Source organism: Candidatus Dojkabacteria bacterium (genome assembly GCA_030583845.1).
Lineage (GTDB): Bacteria > Patescibacteriota > Dojkabacteria > SC72 > JAHDCA01.
On record CP129478.1, the window covers coordinates 754793 to 778161 of the forward strand.

24 protein-coding genes are annotated in these 23369 nt (G+C 44.4%); 19 read left to right on the forward strand and 5 right to left on the reverse strand.

The window, feature by feature from the left end; translation table 11 throughout:
* Nucleotides 1-60 precede the first annotated feature (60 nt).
* Both QY318_03455 and QY318_03460 read left to right on the forward strand, forming a co-directional pair.
* Nucleotides 61-1680: an MFS transporter gene (locus tag QY318_03455; GenBank protein ID WKZ30879.1), complete on the forward strand. Its 1620-nt coding sequence runs from the start codon at nucleotides 61-63 to the stop codon at nucleotides 1678-1680.
* Between the two features lie 96 nt (nucleotides 1681-1776).
* The gene (locus tag QY318_03460; GenBank protein ID WKZ30880.1) at nucleotides 1777-2196 is read left to right on the forward strand and encodes an NUDIX hydrolase; all 420 of its coding nucleotides are present in this window, start codon (nucleotides 1777-1779) and stop codon (nucleotides 2194-2196) included.
* On the opposite strand, the gene QY318_03465 is transcribed toward QY318_03460, so the two are convergent.
* Together QY318_03465 and QY318_03470 are read right to left on the reverse strand one after the other, a co-directional pair.
* Nucleotides 2193-3497 carry a hypothetical protein gene (locus QY318_03465; protein ID WKZ30881.1) on the reverse strand — a complete coding sequence of 435 codons (1305 nt, stop codon included), beginning with the start codon at nucleotides 3495-3497 and terminating at the stop codon, nucleotides 2193-2195. The genes QY318_03460 and QY318_03465 overlap by 4 nt on opposite strands.
* Before the next feature lie 175 nt (nucleotides 3498-3672).
* On the reverse strand, nucleotides 3673-4440 hold the full coding sequence (locus tag QY318_03470; GenBank protein WKZ30882.1) for an excisionase family DNA-binding protein: 768 nt from the start codon (nucleotides 4438-4440) through the stop codon (nucleotides 3673-3675).
* Between the two features lie 45 nt (nucleotides 4441-4485).
* On the opposite strand from QY318_03470, the gene QY318_03475 reads away from it, so the two are divergent.
* Both QY318_03475 and QY318_03480 read left to right on the forward strand, forming a co-directional pair.
* Nucleotides 4486-5316: a hypothetical protein gene (locus QY318_03475; GenBank protein WKZ30883.1), complete on the forward strand. Its 831-nt coding sequence runs from the start codon at nucleotides 4486-4488 to the stop codon at nucleotides 5314-5316.
* A gap of 212 nt (nucleotides 5317-5528) precedes the next feature.
* Nucleotides 5529-6830, forward strand: coding sequence for a DEAD/DEAH box helicase (locus tag QY318_03480; GenBank protein ID WKZ30884.1), 1302 nt, complete (start codon nucleotides 5529-5531; stop codon nucleotides 6828-6830).
* Nucleotide 6831: 1 nt separating this feature from the next.
* Here QY318_03480 and QY318_03485 read toward each other — a convergent pair whose 3' ends face one another.
* Entirely contained in the window at nucleotides 6832-8535 is a 1704-nt protein-coding gene (locus QY318_03485; GenBank protein WKZ30885.1) for an ABC transporter ATP-binding protein, read from the reverse strand.
* 151 nt (nucleotides 8536-8686) lie between these two features.
* Between QY318_03485 and QY318_03490 the strand changes: the two genes are divergently transcribed.
* Together QY318_03490 and QY318_03495 are read left to right on the forward strand one after the other, a co-directional pair.
* Entirely contained in the window at nucleotides 8687-9394 is a 708-nt protein-coding gene (locus tag QY318_03490) for an NUDIX domain-containing protein (protein WKZ30886.1), read from the forward strand.
* On the forward strand, nucleotides 9394-10116 hold the full coding sequence (locus QY318_03495; GenBank protein ID WKZ30887.1) for a hypothetical protein: 723 nt from the start codon (nucleotides 9394-9396) through the stop codon (nucleotides 10114-10116). The genes QY318_03490 and QY318_03495 overlap by 1 nt, the downstream gene beginning before the upstream one ends.
* 10 nt (nucleotides 10117-10126) lie before the next feature.
* On the opposite strand, the gene QY318_03500 is transcribed toward QY318_03495, so the two are convergent.
* Complete coding sequence (locus QY318_03500; GenBank protein ID WKZ30888.1) at nucleotides 10127-10351, reverse strand: hypothetical protein; 225 nt, start codon at nucleotides 10349-10351, stop codon at nucleotides 10127-10129.
* A gap of 4 nt (nucleotides 10352-10355) precedes the next feature.
* Here QY318_03500 and QY318_03505 point away from each other — a divergent pair, with 4 nt between their 5' ends.
* The 5 genes from QY318_03505 to QY318_03525 all read left to right on the forward strand — a co-directional run bounded on the left by QY318_03505 (nucleotide 10356) and on the right by QY318_03525 (nucleotide 15763).
* A complete protein-coding gene (locus QY318_03505; GenBank protein ID WKZ30889.1) occupies nucleotides 10356-10871 on the forward strand; it encodes a hypothetical protein in 516 nt (171 codons plus the stop codon).
* Between the two features lie 149 nt (nucleotides 10872-11020).
* Complete coding sequence (pflB, locus tag QY318_03510; GenBank protein WKZ30890.1) at nucleotides 11021-13273, forward strand: formate C-acetyltransferase; 2253 nt, start codon at nucleotides 11021-11023, stop codon at nucleotides 13271-13273.
* Nucleotides 13274-13313: 40 nt separating this feature from the next.
* Nucleotides 13314-14075: a radical SAM protein gene (locus QY318_03515; protein WKZ30891.1), complete on the forward strand. Its 762-nt coding sequence runs from the start codon at nucleotides 13314-13316 to the stop codon at nucleotides 14073-14075.
* Nucleotides 14076-14124: 49 nt separating this feature from the next.
* The gene (locus tag QY318_03520) at nucleotides 14125-14574 is read left to right on the forward strand and encodes a flavodoxin family protein (GenBank protein WKZ30892.1); all 450 of its coding nucleotides are present in this window, start codon (nucleotides 14125-14127) and stop codon (nucleotides 14572-14574) included.
* Nucleotides 14575-14797: 223 nt separating this feature from the next.
* Nucleotides 14798-15763: a hypothetical protein gene (locus QY318_03525; GenBank protein ID WKZ30893.1), complete on the forward strand. Its 966-nt coding sequence runs from the start codon at nucleotides 14798-14800 to the stop codon at nucleotides 15761-15763.
* A gap of 3 nt (nucleotides 15764-15766) precedes the next feature.
* Here QY318_03525 and QY318_03530 read toward each other — a convergent pair whose 3' ends face one another.
* Entirely contained in the window at nucleotides 15767-16165 is a 399-nt protein-coding gene (locus tag QY318_03530) for an HIT domain-containing protein (protein WKZ30894.1), read from the reverse strand.
* Between the two features lie 49 nt (nucleotides 16166-16214).
* Between QY318_03530 and QY318_03535 the strand changes: the two genes are divergently transcribed.
* The 8 genes from QY318_03535 to QY318_03570 all read left to right on the forward strand — a co-directional run bounded on the left by QY318_03535 (nucleotide 16215) and on the right by QY318_03570 (nucleotide 23358).
* A complete protein-coding gene (locus QY318_03535; protein WKZ30895.1) occupies nucleotides 16215-16967 on the forward strand; it encodes a ZIP family metal transporter in 753 nt (250 codons plus the stop codon).
* A 147-nt stretch (nucleotides 16968-17114) separates the two neighbouring features.
* Nucleotides 17115-18527, forward strand: coding sequence for a sulfite exporter TauE/SafE family protein (locus QY318_03540; GenBank protein ID WKZ30896.1), 1413 nt, complete (start codon nucleotides 17115-17117; stop codon nucleotides 18525-18527).
* Nucleotides 18528-18535: 8 nt separating this feature from the next.
* Nucleotides 18536-18943 carry a cupredoxin domain-containing protein gene (locus QY318_03545; GenBank protein ID WKZ30897.1) on the forward strand — a complete coding sequence of 136 codons (408 nt, stop codon included), beginning with the start codon at nucleotides 18536-18538 and terminating at the stop codon, nucleotides 18941-18943.
* A 19-nt stretch (nucleotides 18944-18962) separates the two neighbouring features.
* On the forward strand, nucleotides 18963-19172 hold the full coding sequence (locus QY318_03550) for a heavy metal-associated domain-containing protein (protein WKZ30898.1): 210 nt from the start codon (nucleotides 18963-18965) through the stop codon (nucleotides 19170-19172).
* A gap of 17 nt (nucleotides 19173-19189) precedes the next feature.
* Nucleotides 19190-21610, forward strand: a complete 2421-nt coding sequence (locus QY318_03555) for a heavy metal translocating P-type ATPase (GenBank protein ID WKZ30899.1) — start codon at nucleotides 19190-19192, stop codon at nucleotides 21608-21610.
* A 17-nt stretch (nucleotides 21611-21627) separates the two neighbouring features.
* Nucleotides 21628-21990, forward strand: a complete 363-nt coding sequence (locus tag QY318_03560) for a BlaI/MecI/CopY family transcriptional regulator (GenBank protein WKZ30900.1) — start codon at nucleotides 21628-21630, stop codon at nucleotides 21988-21990.
* The gene (locus QY318_03565; GenBank protein ID WKZ30901.1) at nucleotides 21980-22960 is read left to right on the forward strand and encodes a M48 family metalloprotease; all 981 of its coding nucleotides are present in this window, start codon (nucleotides 21980-21982) and stop codon (nucleotides 22958-22960) included. Before QY318_03560 ends, QY318_03565 begins: the two co-directional genes overlap by 11 nt.
* Before the next feature lie 44 nt (nucleotides 22961-23004).
* The gene (locus QY318_03570; protein WKZ30902.1) at nucleotides 23005-23358 is read left to right on the forward strand and encodes a cytochrome b5 domain-containing protein; all 354 of its coding nucleotides are present in this window, start codon (nucleotides 23005-23007) and stop codon (nucleotides 23356-23358) included.
* The last annotated feature ends 11 nt before the right edge of the window (nucleotides 23359-23369 follow it).

Consider the following 23369-nt stretch of genomic DNA (forward strand, 5'->3'; position numbering starts at 1 on the left):
AATCACTTAACGCACCCATACCTACCCCCTTCGCCCTTGATAGAGTAAAATAGTACTCACATGAACCAGAAACTCAAAATCTTCACAATCGTAATGGCCCTTGGAACATTCGTGGTTGTCCTCGACAACACCATAATGAATGTCTCCATCCAGGCTCTCGTCCAAGACCTCAACACCACAGTAACTGGCGTCCAGACAGCGATCGCGTTAAACGCACTCATGATGGCGGCGTTTGTGCTTTTCGGCGGGAAGCTTGCCGACATTATCGGCATGAAGAAGACATTTATGACGGGTGTGCTGATCTATATCGCGGGAAGTCTCACTGCTTCATTTAGCAACAATCTGGGGGTATTCATACTTGGATGGTGTCTGATACAAGGGTTTGGGGCGGCGATGATGCTGCCAAATGTGCAGACACTTATCCGTGCTGTACTGCATGGGGAGGCTAGGGCGAAGGCATATGGCGCAATGGCGGCAGTGAATGCAATCGCTGCAGCATTGGGGCCAGTGATCGGTGGCTTCTTGACGACATATTTCTCGTGGAGATGGGCATTCCGTATGGAGGTAGCTTTCCTGCTCTTCATCCTGGTGATGAATCACTATATACCTAAAGATAAAGCGATTACGAAGAAGGTCGGTATCGATGGGTGGGGACTCGTACTTCAGGCTGGAGCCATGGTTTCGATTGTGCTTGGTATCTTGATGATCTCAGACTACGGTGCATTTATGGCAAAGCAGCCGGTGATTATTAACGGCATAAATATTACTGAAATGGGATTGGGGCTCTCGCCGGTCGTATGGCTGGTAGGTCTCGGCTTGGTGTTGCTAATGCTATTTATCCATGTAGAGAACAGCAAGCTTGAGAAAGGGAAGCCTTCGCTCGTGCATGTGGCGCTGTTCAAAATCCGTGATTTTGTGACAGGCTTGAAGGTAAGGAGCATGCAGGTATTTCTCGTAGCTGGAATACTCTTCTCGATGCCGCTTTTCTTGCAGGTGACTTTTGAGATATCGGCCTTTGAGACTGGCTTAGCTTTGTTACCGCTATCAATTAGCCTGGTGATCGGATCGTTTATCGGTGTGCGCATGGCCAAGAAATATCTGCCGAAAAATATTGTGCGGCTTGGAGCACTGATAGTGATGGCTGGATCGGTGATCTTAATGGCTCTGGTTACAAATAGTAGCGAGCCTGCAGAGATCGGGCTCGGCTTGATAGTATTTGGATTTGGCCTCGCGTTGATTGGCTCACAGATCGTGAACCTGATCCTCTCATCGGTCACGCCGAAGGAGACAGCCGAGGCATCTGGAATTACCAGCACTCTTGAGCAGCTTGGCAATTCTCTTGGTGTAGCAATCCTTGGATCGGTCTTAGTTGTAGCGCTTTCATTTTCACTAACCCAGCAGCTAAATGCCGACACAAGCCTGCCTGCTGATATCCGTGAGAAAGCCCAGGCAGCTGTAAATGATGGGGTGGAGATCCTTTCAAATTCTCAAATCGAAGAGCAGCTCTCTGATCTAGACCCAGAAGTTGAAGAGCAGGTACTGCAGATGTATGATAGCGCGCGCACAAATGCATTTAGGGTTACAATGTTGAGCGTGGGCTTTATTGGGCTATTGATGTTTATAACGGCAGCATCCTTGCCGGAGCGGAAGTTGGTTGAGGGGATGGAGAATTCGGCTTAGTTGCCTCGACTGCGATGAATAGATTTACTGTAGTATTCCTACTAGACAAAAAGTATTCAAAGCTGGTGCTGCTCAAAAGAGCCTCCTGGATGAGCTTTGCCCCGAACCGATGCACAGGGATTGGGGGGGAGCGTTGAGCCTGGTGAGGATTATCCTGAGGGTGCATTGAGAGAGCTTGAAGAGGAAACCGGAATAAAGAGTAGCGACATAGAAGAGTTCAGAATGATCGGCTTATTTACATTCAAGGGAGGAAAAGGCACTTACTGGGAGAATGGCTATGAGATCGGTTATTTCGATGCGACCTATTCACATGCCGATCTACCCCCTTGCAATGAAGGCGATATAAGCTGGGTTGGACTAGATCAACTCGATTCTCTTGATATTCTTGACGATACAAAGGCAGCGATTGAGCTTTTTAAAGAGGAAGTGTTTGGCAAGGTGATTGAGTCACCCTATGTTGGAGAGTTTCTTGAATCGGGAAGGGGTTGTACGGATACAATTCTGCTTGCTAACTAGTTAGTCGATGGGGCGAGTATAAGATTTGTGGTTGTTGGCACATCCGAAGTGTTGTACACAATCAAGTAGCTTCTCACTTGCGCTGGCAAATTGAAGGCTTCACCATAGCGTAATATTCTCACTCCTTCCGGTTGTACGATTACGACGATATTTTCCGGATCTGTTCCTGAATAATACAATCCCTGCAACCCGGCTAGATCTACTATCCCGTTACGCTCTGCTGGCAAAGTGACTTGGTAAACTCCATCCGAACGCCATTCAGGAGAGAGCACAGGCATGATCACTGAAAACGGTTCCTCCAATGGTGGATACCACCACCTATCAGGCGATAGGTTTCTTTGCAGATGTAGTGCTATACGAATTGCATGCAACTCTTCTAAAGTGGTTGCGCTTTGAAATATATGGTCTTCTGGTGCGAGCTCTTTCAGAGCTGCCAAAAGATAATTTACATAACCCATCTGATAGTAAGACTGAGCGAGGAATGGATATTGCAACAGCGTCTTAATATCAGGGATACCAGGTGTACCACGTGAGTAAGCAGCATCGACAAAGATTGTCCAGGATCCATAATCTGCATATGCGAAGCTGTCAGTACGCGGAACACATCCAGACTCGTTGCATACTGTGTTGTATAAGCCATCGTAGTATCTCAGGTAGTTCGGGCTTTTATTCAGGTAGTTCAATTCAACTTGCATCATATATAGCATCGTCATAGCTGTGCTCCAAGACTCTTGGCCGTTTTCATTCCCTGCTGACATATCGTGGAATGGTGGTCCATATTGCATCAGGTATCTATGGCCTAGTTCGTGGACAAGGACATGCTGTATGATATCCCCCATGGCAAACTCGTTTAGCGACAAAGTGATGTCGGCTCCATATGCGCCAGGCTCGCCTTTGAAAGCTGCACTGCCGCTCACTGCTTGATCATGTAAGATGAAAATCTTGGTTGTGCCATCTTGGTCGGCAGTGAGAGCAAACCCCATACCTTTGAGCCAACTATTAAAATGGTCTGCAGTCTCAGTTATTGTTGCAATCTGCTCGGCAGAAAGTATTGTCTGCTCAGTGCCTTCTGCGGATATTGGTATGTGAAGCTTGAACTGCCCAGATGGGCTGAGAACCTCGGTGTAGTTAGGGTTGGCCTCAAACCAGTCAATAGCGGTTTGACTATAATGTGTTCGTTCAGTTGTTGACTGCTCGCCTAACTCTGTTGCCGGCTGATTCGGTGGCTTTTGTTGTGAGTCACTACAGCCAGCCAATGCAATACCCAGCGCTGCAGTAATTAGAAAACGGCCTTTATTCATGTATTGAGGGAACTTAATCAAAGAAGAGTGAATTGTACACTATGGGACTATTGAGGGCAACTCTAATCAAGCACAAGCAGAAAATATTCTTTGAGTAGTAGTCGTAAATTGGATCTTTTTAAAGCCTTATCTTTATAATATCTTACACAATCTGGAGATAGATATGTGATAACTGCTAATATTTGGCGAAATTTCGCATCGCTAAAGATGAGACACTCATCTCCGTCTCTTCGAGATACTTGTCTAGTCCGCTTCTGTTGATAAATTTACGAATCCTATCCTTAGCCTCCAACCCAGAGATTACAGAGGTTGTTTTAACTTCCAACCCACTTTCAAAATCCCTGATCATATCGATAGTAATCTCAAATTGTTCGTAGCTGTACAGTTTTCGGGTCTTCACTATTGTTACGAACTCCTTAAAGCTCATAAGGGTTAGAAGGCTATGAGTATTCTCATAATCGTCAACAGCAATCTCTTTTTCTAGAGTGGTTTCCTTTTTATATGGCTCTGCAAGTCGTTTCACACCGAGAGTCGTAATAATGCTGTCCTTATAACCAATCCGTTGCTCACGTATCCTTACTCCCTGTCCTTTGCCGGTCTCAAACCAGATACTCGTATGAGTACTATCGTTTATATCATTTGGCACATACCAGTGATCTGTTAACTCACCATTGTAGAGTAGTTTTGACCCTATCTTAATTAATATGTTTTCAATGGTTATGAGGTCAGTACATTTATAACGTAGCTCAATTGTAATCTCTTCGCTTACTGGTTCTTGATTTGCTACAAATCTATCAAGCTCTGACTGGTGGATTCTAACGTTATGTCCAAACTTTATAGCTGTTATGTCGCCATTCTTTATATAATTGCGTATAGTCTGCCAGTGAACCTTAAGGTACAGAGCGGCCTCCTTAATTGTGAGGAGCTTATCACTATTTATCATATATTTATTATATCCAATGATAAGTGATAATGCTATTTTGAGTGAATGACGAAGAATCAGAAGCTACTAAAAGAGCTATATGGAATTACACCGAAAGACTTTAAGTCGTTAATCCCTAATGATCTGGTCCATTTAGTTTCGGAAATGCATATAGTCAAGAGATATGTGTCCCCAGGATATATCCCAGAGGGGCTTATTAAGGATAACCTGTATATGCATCTCGAGAGATTGATTATATTGGCCACAGAGATATATATTCCTCCTATGGATGGAGACACGCTAACGCGCACGCTCTGGGTTCATGATGTTGGTGAGATGGGGAAGGCTAACGATGTGATAAATGTCGAGAAGTCTGATAAACCCAATAGGAGGGTAAATGAAAAAATGTCGGAGGAAGTTGTCGCAAAGGGAATGTTGTCAGAAGAGGATTATAAGCTTCTTTTACAATTTAGACAGGTATCCGATAGCTTTGAGAAGGAAGTCCCAGTCAATGTATCAAAGGAATTTGTCGTCGCTAAGGTTCTAGATTTTATAGAAAATCCAATTGACTTCTTCTATTGGTACACCAAATGGATAAGGAAAGGGAATGTCTATGATGGTATTACCCCTCCTAAAGTACTTTTTACATACACTCTATTGCAAACTAAGAAAGTATGGAGTTCTATAAATGGATCAGATTCAATATCTGAAGAGATAAAAGTATACTGCCTGAGCCTTCTTTGCCTGCAGATCGATGGTATATTAAGGCTTTGGGATGAGGTACCTGAGAATCAAATACCTAGGCCTATGGCTGATGAGCTTAAGCAGATGAGTCACTTCCTAATGGAGCATGACAAGAGAATCCTGACGAGAGGATTTCTCTTCAGTACCCATTAAACTCACATTCGAGCTGCCGCCGCTTTTCAAATCACTCACAATATGCTATACTCTGCTCCCTCTAAAAGGCTTAAAGAATTTCCAAAAGATAAGTAATTAAGTGAGCCAGTTAGATTGGCTTGCGTCGTATAAAAGGTCTGCACTTCTATTCTGATTTGCCGCTATTACCATTTTGTCCGATGCAAATATATTAAATTTGTTCGGATAAAGTTATGAACTACGAAAGTAGAGACTCTCAGCGCGGTAATTACCGTGGCAGACGAGATGGAGGCCAGCGCAGATCTGGTTCCAACCGTGGTGGGTATAGCCAAGGTGGCTATGGCCAAAACGGCTACAGCCAGGGTCGCAGAAGCGGCTACGGTGGAAGATCCCGATATGGTGGTGGTCGACGTGGACGTGGCAGGTTTAAGGGAGCCCCAATAAGCCATGACCGATATGTGTCAAAAGCTGTAATCACAGAGACAAAGCCGTATGTAAGCGATATTACATTTGATACTTACAATTTCCATCCATCCCTTCACTCAAATATTAAGAGCAAGGGCTACAGTCGACCGACAGAAGTCCAGGAGAAGACCATCAATGAGATTATGGCCGGTCGAAACGTGCTTGGAATCTCATCCACAGGCTCGGGCAAGACCGCTGCCTTCTTGATCCCATCTGTTAACAAGATGCTGGCAGACAGAAATCAGAAGCTGTTGGTAATTGCTCCTACGAGAGAGCTTGCAATGCAGATCGAGAGTGAGGCATTTTCACTGGTAAGAAATACACAGTTGAGAACTTCACGCGTTATTGGTGGAGAGAGCATCGGCCGTCAGGCCAGCTACTTGAGGCGAAGACCGGAGATCGTGATCGGTACACCGGGACGATTGAAAGATATGCATGACCGCAAGGCTCTTTACCTCAATGAATTTAACAACATCGTGTTAGATGAGGTAGATCGAATGCTCGATATGGGCTTCGTAGATGATATTCAGTTCTTGATCTCACAGATCTCGCAGGAGCGACAGGCACTGTTCTTCTCAGCGACAATCGACCAGCGAGTTGAGTCTATAGCCTCAGGACTTGCATCAGACTTTGTGAGCATCAAATTGAGCGAGAACCAGACAGCGCAAAATGTCGCGCAGGATATCGTAAAAGTGACCTCATATCAGGATAAGATTGAGAAGCTGCACGATATGCTCAACCGCGAGGATGTGAATAAGACGCTTATATTTGTCGAAACAAAGCGCGAAGTTGATAAGGTGGAGCGACAGCTCCGTGATCGAGGCTTCGCAGTCGCCGGTATCCATGGTGATAAATCACAGAGTAAAAGAAAGCGAATTATTCAAGACTATCGCAACAACGCGGTCAAGATCTTGCTCGCTACCAATGTGGTCGCTCGAGGATTGGATGTGAAAGATATCACCCATGTGATCAATTTCGATGAGCCGGAGAGCTACGACGAGTATATTCATAGAATTGGGCGTACTGGCCGAAACGGTAGGAGCGGTCAGGCGTATACCTTTGTATACTAGATTACTGCTTAACCAAGACTCCGTCTTCAAAAGTGTAAATCGTGTCGACGATCTCAAGCTCATCTTTGTTGTGAGTGATAAGAATGGCGGTTTTATCGGCTAAAAATTCATTTAGGGAGTGTCTGATCTCGGATTTATTCTTTTCGTCGATCCCGTTAAAAGATTCATCTAAGAGGTATATCCTAGCGTTTCGGTATATACCTCTTGCTAGTCTAAGCCTTTGTTTCTGTCCAGTTGACAGTCCTACTCGTTGAGTTCCAATAACTTCATCCAAGTCCTTGATAAAATCGTATGACTCTGAGATTTTGAGTGCCCTGTCGAGATCGAAAGGGTCTTCCTTCTCACCAAGAAGAATGTTCTCTCTAAAACTTGTATTGAAGATATGGTCGTCATTTGAAACTAGGCAGAGGTCACCTCTTGTTACCCTGTGTAGGTTTATGGGTGATCCATCAATACTTATCTCACCGTCATAATCAAGCAGGCCGAGTAGTAGGTTGATGAGGGTACTTTTCCCTGATCCGCTTTTACCGACGACACCAACTTTCTCTCCTCGTTTTAGCTCAAAATTCGGGATACTTATGTTTAGCAAATTCCCATCCGACAGCTTAAACTTCGTGGTCACATTGCTGAACTGGATGCTATTCCACTCTTCAGGAAATGGAAGCTTCTTGTCTGCGTCAGGGAATGAAAGTATCTCAGCTAGCTCACGATTTACAATTTTTGCGTTCACCCGCTGTTCAACGATTGATGCATAATACTCAATAATAAATACAACTATCCCCCAAAGCTGCGAATATGCCCAATTAATGAGTAGCACGAAACCTATCTCGAGCTCGCCAGAAATTACCTGGTAGATACCCGTGAAAAGTGTGGCTATAAACAGAAAATTAAAGAGGTTGAGCTGAATTAGCCACCTTTTGGCGTGGAAATCTCTTACATCTTTTAACCGGTCCCATTTTAGTGAGGTCTCAAGGCGACTCGCAGTTATCATGTAATCTGGTATAAGCATCCGTCTGATGCTTGTCAGCTGCAGAATCATTTCCGTTATGCGGGTGTCAGAAGCTATGCTTTGCTCCGAGTGCGCATTTGCAAGTGTGCTAAATTTTGCTGAAATGCGGAATGAATATGCAATAAAAAATGTAAAATACAGTAGATTCAATGCAAGTATCCATGGGCCTTGCTGTGCCAAGATAATTACAACGATTATGAAGTTTGTTAGCAGAAAAGGTATTCCCCACACCCACTGGTTGAGGAAATGGGACACTCCTGACAGGTACTTATTTATCATCTGCATGAGCTTCTCGTTTGAGTAGCCCATCATCTTATGGAAATTCGAATCGAGTATGCTCCTGTAGATTCGGATTCTCGCGTAATCTGAGAACATCTGTGGAAAAGCCTCTGAGTATTTCCGTATGAAATATCCAGCAACCTCGCTGAGAGATTTGGCAAAAAAATAGAATAGCAAATAGTGAGTGATTAAAACATGCACATCGATGTTCTCTATGTTTGAAAATAGGTCGCTCAACAAATATGTAGCGTAGAAACTAGACAGAGCAGTAATTACCGCTACGAAACTTAGTACTAGGAATGAAGTCTTGAAAGGCCCTATATATCTAAAGAAAAAAGTGTGAGAGTACTTGGGTAGTGAGGTTATATCTTCTATCCTCTCGACTTTATCTAGCTTATGTTTCCAAAATATGCTCAAGATAGGTAGGTGTTAAAAGTAATGCATCTGTGCTCATTAGTTTAGTGAATTATACATCAACTAGGGGATGCAGGCTGCAAATTGAGTAGACGAAAGCTCGCTAAAGTTGATTTCAGTTGATTCTTCTAGCCGGGTCGAATATGATCCGACTATGGAGAACATCAATATAAAACTTCACGATTTCCAGAAGCAAATTCTTGGCAAGCTAAGCCATGTAGTCGACGCGCGCTTTAACGACCTTCTGATCGAGGGTCTAGAAAGTGAGCATATGAACTACCACCTGAAGAAGCTGATTGACCTCGGAATGGTTGAGAAATCGCAAAATAAATATCGGCTTACTGATAAGGGTAAAGATTGCTCCAACATGATGGACGACAATGTCGAGTTTATCGAACGTCAGCCGAAGACCTCTGTGCTGCTAAGAATCCTGCGCAAAAATGATGAAGGGGTTGTTGAGCAATTGGTGTGTCGTAGATTGAGGCAGCCATACTATGGCAAAGTCGGTCGACTAACCGGCAAAGTACGGTTTGGTGAGGAGTTAGAAGAGGCTGCGCGTCGAGAGCTGTACGAAGAAACCGGCCTGCTTGCAAAGGCAGTGATCTTAGAAAATGTTTATCACAAGCTACGCCACAATGTGGAGGGTGAGTATCTGCAGGATAATCTTTTCTACAGATTTCTGATTAAGGATACTTATGGTAATTTGATTACAAAGACCCCACATCAAGAGAATTTCTGGATAAATGTCGAGTCATTCGACCCAAAAGAATACGACATGTTTGATGATTTTGAGTTAATGAACAACTACGAGCCTGACATCCTCTCATTCTCGGAAATAAATACTCTGGCTCAAGATTATTAATGAAGAGATCAGCGATCCTGTCTAAAATTGCTAAGCTTGTTGAACTGTACGAAAGTGGTGAGATTCCTCGCCCTGAAGTGCACGAAGTATATCCAGATCTAGATAAATCATCCCGCGACAACTATCTCTATTTCACTCTGACCGTCCCGCTAAACTATCAAAGAAGCTCACCTGCAATGTGGCAATCAGCATTGGCGACTTTTAATGATCCGGAAACCAACTACCTTTTCTATCCTGAAAAAGTCGTTGAAGCAGAATATGTCCAATTTCAGAACGACCTTGCAAAGCACAAGTTGTCGCTCCAAATAAACAATCACTCCAAGATCTGGTGGGGAATCTCACAAACTTTGTTCAATGAATATGAATCTGACCCACGCAAACTGTTGGCATCAGGTGGTCATGCGGTGAAACAGATTAAAGATAAATTGATCTCCGAAAAGAAGTCATTTCCATACTTGAATGGTCCAAAGATGTCTAACTACTGGTTGTTCATATTGAGCGAATTCACTGATGTTGAGCTATCTGGCAAAGAAGATATTTCGATAATTCCCGACACCCATGTGATAAAAGCGAGTGCAGTGCTCGGAGTGATTGACTCAGCAGATCCGATGGAGATCGAACGGGCATGGAAAGAGCTGTTGAGTGGCAGCGATTTTATTCCGATGCAGATTCATCCAGTGTTGTGGCATTGGAGCAGGAATGGTTTTAAGCCAGTGGTTTAACTGGGACTATCTATATGCCTCCATTGTCTGCAGGAATTGTTGAGTCTTCATTTTCTTCAAGTGCCTCATCTTTTGTCAATGCTTCGTCCTCTATCTCAGTCTCATCTGTTGACTCTTCAGTCGTCTCCTCGGTTGCGTCATCAAGAGTTGGATCAGTTACAAGAAACTGACTCCAGATAATATACCCACCCAGTCCAAGCAATATCAGCACTACCAGGGCAAGAAGCAGGCTCATTAATTTGCTCCTCTTAGGAGCTGCATCAGTTGACTCAGGTGTCGCAGGACCAGCAGGCGCCGAGACATGGAGTGGCTTATCCTTCACTGGCTCTGCAGCAGGTGGTGGAGTTGGTGTAGATGGTGCCGGCGTAGGAGTGGCAGCTGGTGTTGGGGCTGCGGCTGTGGTAGGTGCGGTTGTAGCCGTTGTAGTGTGGCGGCGTGGGTGTGGTCGACTGGCTCAGGCTGGTTCTGTTGTGGCCACTGTGGTTTTTGCAGGCTCGGCGACTGGAGCTGGTGTAGGTGGTGCTGCCGGAGCAGCTGTGGCTGAAGTTGAAGTAACTGGTGCTTGCACAGCGGTTGGTGTTGGTGTAGCAGCAGAAGTAGCGGTGGTAGCAGAAGCTGATGAAGTATCTGCTGATAATGTTACCGCTGACGTAGCTACAGGTGTAGGAGTAACAGGAGTTGCAGTTGAAGCTCCATCCGGTGCGTTTTGTGAATTTGTACTTGTGTTCTTTGTATCGTCCATAAATATTACTTGATTGATTTACATTAGCTACTCCATAGTACGGAATCCTTAAATAAATGTCACGTATTTATTATCTGTGTGACCAGGAAGCGGATTCACACTTGTTGTATACGATCATCCCTAGTGCTAATATCAATCAGTAATCTGTCCAAACCACCTGACATGGGGCAATTCAAACAGGGTAGGTGGACGAGCCACATAGATGTACGCGACTTCGTCCAGAAAAATTACACACCTTATGAAGGGGATTCGTCATTCTTAGCGCGACAAACAGTCCGAACAGAAGCGATCTGGTCAAAAGTGCTGGAGCTTATCAACCTCGAGAGGCAGAAGGGAATATTAGACCTCGATGTAAACACCCCATCAACTATTACAAGCCACCAGGCAGGCTATATCGACCGCGATCAAGAGCTTATCGTAGGATTGCAAACAGATGCTCCACTTAAGAGATCTATTAAGCCGAATGGCGGTATTCGGCTGGTTGAGCAGGCAGCAGAAGCATATGGGTACAAAATCCCTGAAGAAGTTTCAAAGATTTATTATAAGTATCGGAAAACACATAATGATGGGGTCTTTGATGCTTATTCTCCCGAGATTAAGCTATTGCGGAGCAAGCATATAATCACTGGATTGCCCGATAATTATGGACGGGGAAGGATCATCGGTGATTACAGGCGAGTTCCGCTGTACGGTACGGCCAGGCTGATCGAAGAGCGAGAAAGTGAGTTGAATAGGGATGTCGAGAGGATGGATGAAGACACGATCAGGAGACGAGAAGAGCTTTCAGATCAGGTCACCGCACTTCATGAAATGGAAGAGATGGCGAAAATGTACGGCTTCGACATTAGCAGAGCTGCAGAAGATAGCAAAGAGGCAATACAGTGGCTCTATTTTGCATACCTTGCTGCTGTAAAACAGCAGGATGGTGCTGCGATGTCGCTGGGCAGGATAGATGCCTTTTTGGATATATATATTGATAGAGATCTCGCTGAAGGCAAATATAATGAGTCGCAAATTCAGGAGATGATCGACGATTTCGTAATTAAGCTGAGGATTGTAAAGCATCTCCGCCCACCAGAATACAATGCCCTATTTGCTGGTGATCCGACATGGGTAACAATGGTGCTTGGCGGCACAGGCATTGATGGAAGAAATATGGTGACCAAGAGCTCTTTTAGATTCCTCCATACCTTGACCAACCTCGGTCCCGCCCCTGAGCCAAACCTCACTGTACTATGGGGCGATAAGCTTCCAAGAAATTGGAAAAACTACTGCGCAGCGCAATCAATAGCTTGCAGCTCAATCCAGTATGAGAATGATGATTTAATGAAGCCATACTATGGAGATGATTATGGGATTGCTTGTTGTGTGTCAGGCATGACGATTGGTAAAGATATGCAATTTTTTGGTGCTAGAGCCAACCTGGCCAAGCTTCTTCTGCTGACAATTAATGGTGGTAAAGAGGAACCAAAGACTCACAATAAGGAAAAGATTGAGCCGGGCGGCGATATAGTGATCTCGGGTATGAAGCCGTTAAATCAGCAGGAGTATCTACAGTTTGATGAAGTGTATCCACGATTTATGGAGCTGCTTGATTGGCTCGCGCAAAGATATGTCGCTGCAATGAATGTAATACATTACATGCACGACAAATATCATTATGAATCGGCTGAAATGGCCCTGCACGACATGGATATAAGGCGGTTTATGGCTTTCGGTGTGGCAGGTCTCTCAGTCGTAGTTGATTCATTAAGCGCAATAAAATATGCGAAAGTTCGTCCAGTATGGAATGATAGAGGAGTAGCCGAGATGTACCTAATCGAGGGGGAATTTCCTGCATTTGGAAATGATGATGATCGGGTCGATACTTTAGCAGTAGAAATAGTAGAAGAATTTATCAAATGTCTCCGGAAATATGAGGTTTACCGTGATTCGGTTCATACATTGTCCGTGTTAACAATTACATCAAATGTTGTATATGGTGAGGCGACAGGCGCTACACCAGATGGTAGGCAGTCGGGGGTCCCATTCGCTCCAGGAGCAAACCCAATGCATGGCCGGGATAAGAACGGTGCGATAGCATCATTGAACTCTGTAGCGAAAATCCCATATGCTGCCTGCCAGGACGGGGTCTCAAATACTTTTTCAATCGTGCCTTCATCCCTAGGCAAAGATAGCGATGAACGAATCTCAAATCTGGTACAGATGATGGACGGATACTTCGTGGGAAATAATGGCCACCATCTAAATGTAAATGTCTTTGACAGAGAGACACTGTTGGACGCCCAGCAGCATCCTGAAAAGTATCCACAGTTGACGATTCGGGTGAGTGGCTACGCTGTAAATTTCAACAACCTCAGCAAGATACAGCAGGATGAGGTAATTGCGAGGACATTCCACAGCAGCATGGATTAGTTCGGTGAAATAGTCGTAAATAAGATTTAAGATGAATTTAATGAAAGGTGTACTTCACTCAATACAGAGTATGGGAACATTGGATGGCCCAGGGTTGAGGACAGTGGTTTTTCTGCAAGGCTGTTCGCTACGGTGCAAGTTTTGCCACAGTATTGATACGACACTAACCGACAGGGGCGAAGATGTTACGGTCGAAGAGCTGTATGAGCAAGTTATGAAGTATAAAGATTACTGGGGTGGATCGAAATCAGATGGTATTCGAGGAGGTGTAACAATAAGTGGAGGTGATCCATTAGGTCAGCCCTTATTTTTACAGGAGTTAGTGAAGAAATTCCATGAAGCTAACGTTCACGTTACGGTTGAGACATCCTTGTATGCTGGGGAACGAGCTGTTGAGGCTTTAGTCCCATATATTGATCTATGGATGGTAAGCCTGAAACATATGGATGACGAGCAACATATGCAATTAACAGGGAAAAGTAGCCGCGTAATTCATGAAAATTTAAGAACCCTTGATGATGCAATTACAAACCAGAATCTAGGCTCTGGGATTCGTATACGATTTGTAGTAATCCCAGGTATGACTGATGATGAGTCACATATCAAAACATTGGGAGGCTTTGTTAGTAGAATCAAAAATCTTGAATTACTCGAACTGTTGCCTTATGTATCGATAGGGAAGTATAAGTGGGTTGAGCTATTTGGCAAATATGATCTGGAAAATACCGCTGAAGCCACGACTTCTGACCTAGAGAAAGTTAAAGCCGCTCTGCAATCGTATCAGTTAAATATTAAAATTTAACGTAATTCCTGTTATTATCGAGTAACACAATATCTCATAGTTGGTCAGCATGATAAAAATTATCTACGCTTCATCGACAGGAAATACTGAAATAGTGTGCGAAAAAGTCAGCGAGTTGTTGGATGATGCTGACTTGGACAGTGGGCTTTTCAAGGCAGAAGAGGTTCACAATGATATATTTCTACAAGGACGGGATTTCATACTGGCCACATCTACTTGGAATAATGGTCAGCTAAATGATATGTATCTTGAGTTATACGAAGGGCTGCTTCAAGTTGATTTAACCGGGAAACGCTTTGGCTTCATCGGGCTTGGTGACATGAGCTATGGGGAAGAGTTATTCTGTAAGGGCATTGATCTGTTAAAGAAAAGGGCTTTGCAAAGCGGTGGTACGGCGATAGGTGAGACCTTCAAGATTGATGGTGAGTTTACCCAGGAGGTCTCGGCAAAGTTAGAAATTTGGGTTAAAGGCCTGGTGAATAATCTAAAGAGTGAGTAACACTCTCCTTATCTACCTATTAGCAAGTATAGATATTTGCGTATCATATTCGTTTAACTGCGGCGTTACAATGTGTCACCATATTGCAGCTACTGGCTATACTCGCTAATTTTCCCCAGTCTTATAATATATTAACCCGCAAGGTGGTGAAGTGTACACCGATATTATTAATGGATACGGATATAGCAGTATCCGTAATTCAAATAAGATAATTGCACGCGAAATGCGCCAAAGCTATACAATCTATGCGAACAATAAGAAAAATGTCTCCGAGTATGAGCTAATTTTCCTCCGTGGCAATATTGGTGACGGTAAAAGCACGGTAGGACAGATGATCTCTGTCATAAAAGAGCTGGACGGGGAGAGAACCAGAGTTATCCGTTCCGATTTTCTTAAGAAGCTGATTGCTGTCCACCTCGGCTACTTCTCAAACATCGACACTCTTACAAAGGGTGGGGATGAGCTTGAAGAGATTAAAAGCAAGGTTCAACATATCCCAAGCAAGATTGTATACAAAATGATGGCACACCAAGCTGTGTTTTCCCTGCTGTCTGGATATGCGACAGTAGTAGATAGCACCCTGCTTCTACCTTCCGAGTTAGACACATATCTTGAAGAGATGCGCTCAATGATACACTTCCTACAAAGAGATTTTGAGAGTATATCGGTCTATGAAATGGTGTCATCTCTCTACCCAGAGCTGAGGGAAGCTATCGCAGACGATGGCACAGATTACAATACAGCAATTGGAGGTTACCTCGTCGAGAGTCTGATATATCAGCCATTCACAAAGGAAGATCTTATAGTCAAATCTTTGCTAAGTGATGCAGACCTAGACCGTGCAGCCAGGCAATTAGAAAATTTTGTCGTAGTCCAGCCAAGTCGCCCAGACTCTGCAGCTCTCAAAGACATAGAGCGAAGAGCTAATGCAGTAAGCAATTTAGAATTCCTCGCAACAGCCACGCCTGAAATCCGCAAGACATATGTCAAGAAAAAGAATGCTGACCTATCTCAGCGATTCGACCGAGTGCCTGCATGGGTTACCGTAACGAACTCCTCATCGTTAGAGGATCTATACAACACCCTTTCAGAAATCTTCTCAAAGACCCGAAGTGGTATGTCCGACGGTGTGTATGTGTGGCGTGAGAGATGGAATGCCCCACATAAGAATCGCGCAATGGCAATGTAAGACTTACTCGCTGATTTTCAGCTTCACCAAGAGTCGTTCTGCCTGCTCAGGGTCAATCTTCTCAGCTGGGGTATCTATTATCTCCATGAAGTCTTTCCCGATATTGGGAATCACATGAATGTGAGCGTGAGCAATCTGGTTGCCTGCAATCATAGAATAGCTAAACTGTGATCCTGTTTTCTCTTTGTGTGAGATGGCTGTTTTGCGCACGATATCCATATATTCCTGGTAAAGCTCTGCCGGCACATCCCATACCTGTGGGTAATGTTCCTTCGGGATGATCAGTGTGTGTCCCTCAGCCTTCGGGAATGCATCTAGCATGACGATAAAGTTGTCGGTCTCATATAGGCGGTAGGATGGGATTTCGTTTTTTGCGATTTTGCAGAATATGCAGTCTGGCATGTTGAATTATAACAGATGTGGAGCGCTCCCAGCTCTGCTATAATCCCATATGTTTCAAACCATCCTTCTCGCTACAACCATAGTTAGCCTGCCCGCACTATTTGCCGGGCTGATTGTCTCAAGCAAACCGCTTGCAAATAAGAGCAGCATCAACTACCTCATCTCTTTCTCGGCTGGCACGCTACTTGGAGGTGCACTCTTCCATCTACTACCAGAAGGGGTCGAGATGCTTGATCCAACTACATTCTCGCTAATATTCGCAATTACGATAATTGCCATACTGGTGCTTGAGAAATTCATACATTGGCACCACTGTGGGCTTGCGCATGACGAAGAGCATATGCATGAGCATCGGGAGGTTTCGGTCACATATCTCTCGCTTATTGGGGATATCTTCCACAATTTCTTAGACGGCTTGATTATTGCGGGTGCTTTTATTGCAAATCCGGCGCTAGGGGTGTCGACCACTATCGCAGTGGCTGTGCACGAAATTCCGCAAGAGATCTCTGACATATCGATAATGATTCGCGGTGGATTTTCAAGGAAGAAAGCGATTGTGGCAAATATCATTGTGGCACTCTCTGCGATCGCAGGAGGAATGATCGGATGGCTATATATCAATAGCATTGATGGCTTGAGAGGATATCTATTCCCAGTCGCTGCCGGGATGTTTCTCTATATCGCATTGACCGATCTACTCCCCGAGATTCGCAATGAGAATAGGCCAGTCAGGTTCGGCACTTATGCTTTACTGGCAGCTTTAGGGCTACTGCTAATGTGGTGGTTGGCAACATTAGAGTAACCAGTGTAACTACAGATTAAGATCTCACTATAAGTCATTTACACCTGTATGGCTCGGTGGTAACCTACTACAAGTGTAGTAGTGGACTTCGCTTGAATGATACGATACTGTTTCTGTGTGAAGTCCTAAATTTTCAAAAAACCGTTCATGGCAAGCAAAGGCAAGAAGAATGTAGCTAAGACAAAAAAGCAGAGCTCACGCAGCAAAGAACAGAAATACGAGACATGTGAGTACTATGTTGATGGGATGCACTGTGCTGCTTGCGAGCTGTTGATTGAAAAGAAGATATTAAAAAAATATGAAAATGTGGGCTCGGTCGATGCGTCGTTGGCTGATGGAGTGGTAAGAGTTAGCTATCAAGGCACGGCTCCAGATCCTGAGAAAATGAGCCAGCTCTTTAAAGAAGATAAATATTACTTCAGTACTACTCCTGAGGATATTATCCATGAGAAGAAGACATTCCAGTTTGATAAGTCTGGAAACCTTCAGATTGATTCAAATGCATTGAAAAGAAGCGTGGCGATTATCGCTATGGCCGGTGGCTTTTTACTTCTCTTTTTCGGCATTGAGGAGATGCTGCAAAGCAGCGGACTCCTTAGTACAGGGATAGAGTCATTGATGGAGCCTGGAGTCGATTGGACTCTTTCGGCATACTTCGTAGTTTTGATTACTGGACTGATTGCTGGTTTCTCAAGCTGTGCATCATTAGTGGGAGGCCTCCTGCTTTCGATGAGCAAACAGTGGAACGCCCTTAACAACAAGAGCAATGATACAAAGTTGAGGGCTATTCCATATGTTATGTTCAACGTCGGTAGGCTGATTGCCTTCCCACTTTTCGGTGCTTTGCTTGGATTGCTCGGTAGCAGATTTGGACTTTCGCTTGAGATGAGCTCGCTGCTTGTACTTGCAGTCGGAGTGTTGATGTTTGCACTTGGTGGTCAGATGCTTGGATGGAAGAGGTTCCGTGGTGTCTCGATACGAGCACCGAAGTTTGTGACAGATAGGTTTGTTGATGAATCGAAGTTCAACGGAAAGGTGTTTCCATTCCTGGTTGGTATGATGACGATTTTCCTGCCTTGTGGATTTACAGCCTTGGCGATGACAGCGGCAGTGCTTTCGGGTGATCCGTTGACTGGTGCACTTGTGATGTTGCTGTTTGCACTTGGTACACTTCCAGCTTTGATCGGAATCTCAGTATTAAGCATATACTCGGATAAGAGCGTCAGATTTGGAAGCTATTTTACAAAAGTTGCTGGCTATGTAGTGGTCTACTTTGGACTGGCAAGCATAAATGCGCAATTCAAAGTGCTTGGTGTGCCAAGCCTATCATCGGTTACCGATATCTACAGCTTGATTGAATTCGGCGTGTTTCTAACGATGTTTGCGACTCTGATTACATTGATAATCCGCAATCTTGGGTATGTGAAGCGAGTTGATGGGGCTATGGCGAAGATTTACAGATTGATGCTGGCATTTATATACCTGCTTCTATTTGTAAGTTTTATGGTGAGTTACAATTTAATAATGCCGTGGGAATACGATTTTACTAAGCTAAGTTAATAAATAATATGAATATAAAAATTGAAAGAGGAACATTGGTGGTATTGGGTATTTTCGTCGCGGTGCCTATGTTGTTCATACTGCTTCTGGCATTTGCCAAAGGACCAGCTGATAGCGGGTCAAATCCTACAGGAGATGCGCAGGCAGATTCCGAGGTGTCAATTTCGGTAAGCGGTGGTGATATTAGCCCTTCGAAGATCCAGATCCCTGCCGGCGAAAATGTACTATTGAAGGTAAAGAATGATGGGGCATCAGGATGTACAAGCTCGCTTATCAGCCGTAGCCTGTTCAAGGGACCACTCAGTTTGGGACAAGAGGGTGACGAGGTAGAGCAGATAATTAGGGCGGAGGAACCAGGGAATTACACTATCACTTGTTGGATGGGAATGGTAGGTATGGATGTAGAAGCAATTTAAGCTAACGGTCGTAAAGAAAATGGCCACCTATCTTATCGAAGGCATGCACTGTGAGTCATGTGCAAAGCTAATAGGCATGGAGCTTGAAGATAGAGAGCTACTTGGCTGTACTGTTGACCTTGGGAATAGCACAATTACAGTTCCCGAATCACTCGCAAATCTGATGGACGATATCGCCGAGGCAATTAGCGCTGCAGGTGAGTACTCACTGGGCGACAAAATTAACTAAAATTACATTTTGATCAGATGCTAATCAAAGAATCATACCCAATTGTCGGGATGCACTGTGCCTCTTGCAAGAGTCTAATTGAAAGACTTGTCTCAAAAGTTGAAGGTGTGAAGGAGGTAGCTGTAAATTATGCTGCTGAAAAGATGACAGTGAGTTATGACAATGATGTAGCAAGCTTAGATGATATTAAAAAGGCAGTTGCGAGCGGCGGGAGCTATCAGTTAATTCAAAATGTGAGCGGCGAAGTTATTCTTGCTTCTCCCCCTGAAGTCGAGAAAGCTCATATGTCAGGGCACCATCATCGGCATGAGCACAGCCAACATACGACCAAGATGTCAGCAGGTGAGCACGCAGCCCATCTCGAGGAGTTAAAACTTAGCGAGTATAACCATCTGAAGAGGACAGTAGCATGGGTCGGAATCGCTTCGATACCATTCTTCCTGTACATGGTAGCAATGTTTTTGGTGAGCTTTTCGATAATTGAGTTTCCTATGGATATGCTTGGGATGGTAGAGACTGGGATGACTGAGATTTCCATTTTGTGGTTAATCCAATTTGCACTTGCCACCCCGATCGTGTTTATAGGTGGTAAGCAGTTTTTCCAGAGCGCATGGAGCGCGTTAAAAGTCCGCAGTGCAAATATGGATACCTTAATTGCTTTGGGCACTCTTACTGCGTGGGTTTACTCAACGATCGTACTATTTGCGCCGCAACTTTTTGAAGGAGTCACGGGTGAGCTAGAGCTGTTCTATGAAGCGGCGGTGTTTATTACATTTTTCATACTGCTAGGTAGATTGCTTGAAATGCGCGCACGAAATCGCACGCGCGAAGCGGTTAAGAACCTCATTAAATTGCAGGCAAAGGAAGCTATCGTGCTTCGCAATGGTGAAGAGGTCACAGTGCCGATTGAGCAGGTGGCTTTGGGAGATACAGTAATAGTAAAGCCGGGAGGCAAGGTCCCTGTAGACGGCAGGATAACTAATGGCGCAACTACGATCGACGAGTCAATGGTTACTGGTGAATCGCTACCAGTCGAGAGGGCTGTAGGAGATGTCGTAATTGGCGCGACAATAAATAAAACAGGGAGCATCCAATTTGAAGCCACCAAAGTAGGTGGCGATACAGTGCTTGCTCAGATCATTAGGCTTGTAGAAGATGCACAAGCTACACAAGCACCGGTTCAGAAGCTTGCGGACAAAATCTCTTCAATATTCGTCCCAATTGTCATTGTGATTGCACTCGCTGCATTTCTATTCTGGATCTTTGTCGCTCCGCAGCTAGGCATTATCGGTGTTGGTGCAGATGCTACACAGCTTGCGGTTTATGTTCTCATCTCTGTGTTAATAATAGCCTGCCCTTGTGCACTTGGCTTGGCAACTCCAACTGCAGTGATGGTTGGTACAGGGAAGGCTGCTACTAGCGGCATACTGGTGAAGGATGCTCAAGCTCTTGAGACTGCATGTAATATCAGTACGATAGTTTTCGACAAGACCGGAACGATTACGAAAGGAGAGCCAGAAGTTGTATCGCACTATCTAGCCGACAGTGTAGATAAAGAGAATATCTACAAGGTCTTCTACTCAGTCGAGAGCAAATCAGAGCATCCGCTTGCAGAGGCAGTTGTTGAATTTATAAAAGATGACCGTGCTTCAGTCAGCAAGGTTGATGTTGAGCAATTTAAGATTGTGGAGGGTCGCGGGGTCGAAGCGATGGTAAATGGAAAATCTGTGCTGATAGGGAATCCAAAGATGATGTCGGAAAATTCGGTATCCACTGAAGGGGTTCAGGAGAGGCTTGGACAGATGCTAGAAGAGGGCAATACTGTCATCGTAGCAGCTATAGATGCGGAGGCGGTGGCTATCTTTGCTATTGCAGATAAAGTTAAGGATAGCTCGGCTAGTGCTGTTGAAAGGCTGCACAGCATGGGGATTAAGACGGTGATGCTAACTGGAGACAATGAGAAAACAGCAAAGAAAATCGCAGACGAAGTGGGTATCGACGAAGTTATAGCAGAAGTCCTACCGGAGGAGAAGCTGGATATCATAATTAAACTGCAGAGCGATCTGAATAGGCGAAAAGGCGAGGTGCTAGCAATGGTTGGAGATGGGATAAATGATGCTCCTGCACTGGCACAGGCCGATATCGGCATCGCGATGGGTACTGGCACAGATGTGGCAATTGAATCAGGTGACATCGTGCTTGTACACGGTACGTTGGACAAAGTAGTCGACTCAATCAAGATATCAAAGGCTACTATGAAGGCGATAAAGCAAAATCTCTTTTGGGCATTTGGATACAATGTCGTGGCGATCCCAGTAGCTGCAGGACTACTGTTTCCAATACTTCTTTCGCCAATTATCGCAAGTGCTGCGATGGCCTTGAGCTCAGTATCCGTGGTGGCTAATAGCTTGCGGTTGAGATATATCCGCACATCATAAATTAAACTATAAAAATTATGGCTAGAGTGATTCTAGGAGAACTAGAGCAGAAAATAATGCATGTAATGTGGGAATCGAAGGGGTCGTTGAAACCATCCGAGGTTCTTGAAAGAATAGGTGAGGGGTATGCATATACGACAATCATGACCTCCTTGGTACGACTCTCGGGTAAGGGACTACTAAAGCGTGAGAAGGTTGGGAAAGCGTATAAGTACAGCTGCGCTAAGAGCAAAGAAAGTTTCTTGAAAAAGAACCTTTCAAAAGTATTTTCGACGCTGTTCGATGATTACGGGGATCTAGTAATTTCGCAGTTTGTAGATACTCTGGCAGACGACCCGGAAAGCATCCGTAAACTAAAGAAAGCAATAGATGAAAAGTAGCTACAAAGAGCTAGTAAAAATCGAAAGACACTCATTTATCGGATTGGTGGTGATAATAGTGGCATATGCTACGCTGCTGCTGGCGTTATTTCAGGCTGTGAAGGTGCATTATTCGATCGAGCTGTACAATTCGCTGTACCTTCTGGGCATACAATGCATGGATTTTGCTCGCAATCTTCTGCTTGCAAGACTCGGAAGCTCATCAATACATGTAATCGTCCTTGCAGCCGCACTTATATTCCTCTTCAGAGGGATTACGATTGCAATAATTAACCAAGTACGCACATACAGCTTTGTGAAGTCGCTCGAGACGGCAGGATTTAATGGCAGATATTTCAGGATTAGATCGGATGATCCATTGGCTTTCACCTATGGACTTTTCAATCCAAAAATCTATATCTCCGACTGGTATCTCGAGAAATTAACAAAGGATGAGATCGAGGCTGTCATACTGCATGAGGAATCGCATATTAACAGTAAAGACAACCTGAAAAAGAGCCTGTTAAGATTGTTCCAATTTTCACTCCCGGGGTTATCAACCAGGATAATTCGAGAGCTGAACTGGGAGAAGATTTCTGAAGCGAAGGCAGATGCACATGTGGTTGAGAGGCTCGGCTCAAATCAGCCGCTTCTTTCGGCGATGCTGAAAGTCTCAAATAGCACATTTAAGTTCAACAGTAAATTCTCGCTTAACTATTTTTTTGAGGACTCAAATGTCGGGAGGGTCGATTTTCTTACTGATATAATCTCTCTCAAGGTAAACTACAGGAAATTGCTTCTGTTTGCCTTCCTACCACTGCTGATGGTCTGGTTTATATATGCTGAACGCTCTCTAGTATTCTCAGCATCAGATAATAGTGAAGGTCATGTGGTTAATATGGTGCCTGGTACCTGTACAGATACTGTACTACCGGGATATAAGTCAGATGACAAGCCGTTTTCCCCAATTATTAATCAGTCCTTTAGATAAAAAAAGGTATACTGTCTCCAGAATTTATTTACTGCTTTTTTAATATGTCGAAAGGGATGCTTGCCGGATTTTCTATGTTTGCCGTGATTGTCGGTGCGCTGGGCGTGTACCTGATTGTCTCTGCACCGCAGAATGATGATGTGCTTGGTTCTGAGGAAAGGGGCATTAGCATGGCAGAGGTGGCGCTGCACAATAGTAAGGAAGATTGTTGGACAGTAATTGATGGCAAGGTGTATGAGCTAAATAGCTTCATACTCTCACACCCGGGTGGGGATAAGATTTTGGAAGCGTGCGGTGTTGATGCGACCGAGAAATTCAACACTCAAGGTGGTGAGGGTTTTCACTCTGCTGCAGCCAAGGCAATACTCGCCGGTTTGCAGATAGGTACGCTGGAATAATAGCGATGCAA